Source organism: Treponema endosymbiont of Eucomonympha sp., assembly GCF_001028545.1.
The window spans coordinates 1-713 of sequence record NZ_BBPW01000353.1 but is presented as its reverse complement, the minus strand read 5'-3'; the positions used below and the strand labels follow the sequence as shown (position 1 = coordinate 713).

The window sequence follows — 713 nt, the reverse complement described above, 5'->3', positions numbered from 1 at the left end:
AAACAGAGATTGGCGGTTATCCTGTTCAAATTGTTTTGCAGACACGACCCGCTCATGGGCGAGGAATATGTCAAAAGCGTATGCATTACGGAACAGCGGGAATTAGAATTATACGGCAAAAAGCCTGTATTTATTTTTGACCCTGACAATGTGTCAAACCGACCAGTGAAAGGCATACACCCGAACCCTATAAAACTGTGGCCGCAGTTTCCCGAATTTTTTCAGGAAGCCTTTATAAAATCGTTTGCGGAAGGAATGAAAAACCCGAATGCGAGGCTGCCGGAAAACGAATGGCAAAAAGTGTTGGTTCGGTTACGCGACGAACTGCTTGCGTGCCTCGCGTGCAAAAATGATTTCTTTAGTAAACCAATTCAAAAGGACAGCCCCATAAAATGCCGGTGCGGACATTCATACAGCTATCCTTTGCGTTTGGACATTGGGAAATATAAAGCGCCCTTGTTTCCCGGAAAAAAATTATATTCGTGTCATACTGTGGACGGCAGCGATGATTACGATACCGTAACCGGGGAAGTTATCGTGAACAAAAACAAGCCCTCTTTGTGGGGGATAAAAAATCTTTCACCGGATTCATGGCTTATGACTCCGGCGGAAGGGGAAAGAAAAAATATTGACGCAGGAGCGATTGTACCGGTCGCGCCGAATGTGAGCATCCGGTTTAAGGGCATACACGGCAAAATCATCAAAGAATGATG

General features: G+C 45.2%; 1 pseudogene. It reads left to right on the top strand.

From position 1 onward, the window contains the following. Nucleotides 1-711, top strand: a pseudogene (locus AWU74_RS07030) (hypothetical protein); the annotation flags it as partial. Between the last annotated feature and the right edge of the window lie 2 nt (nt 712-713).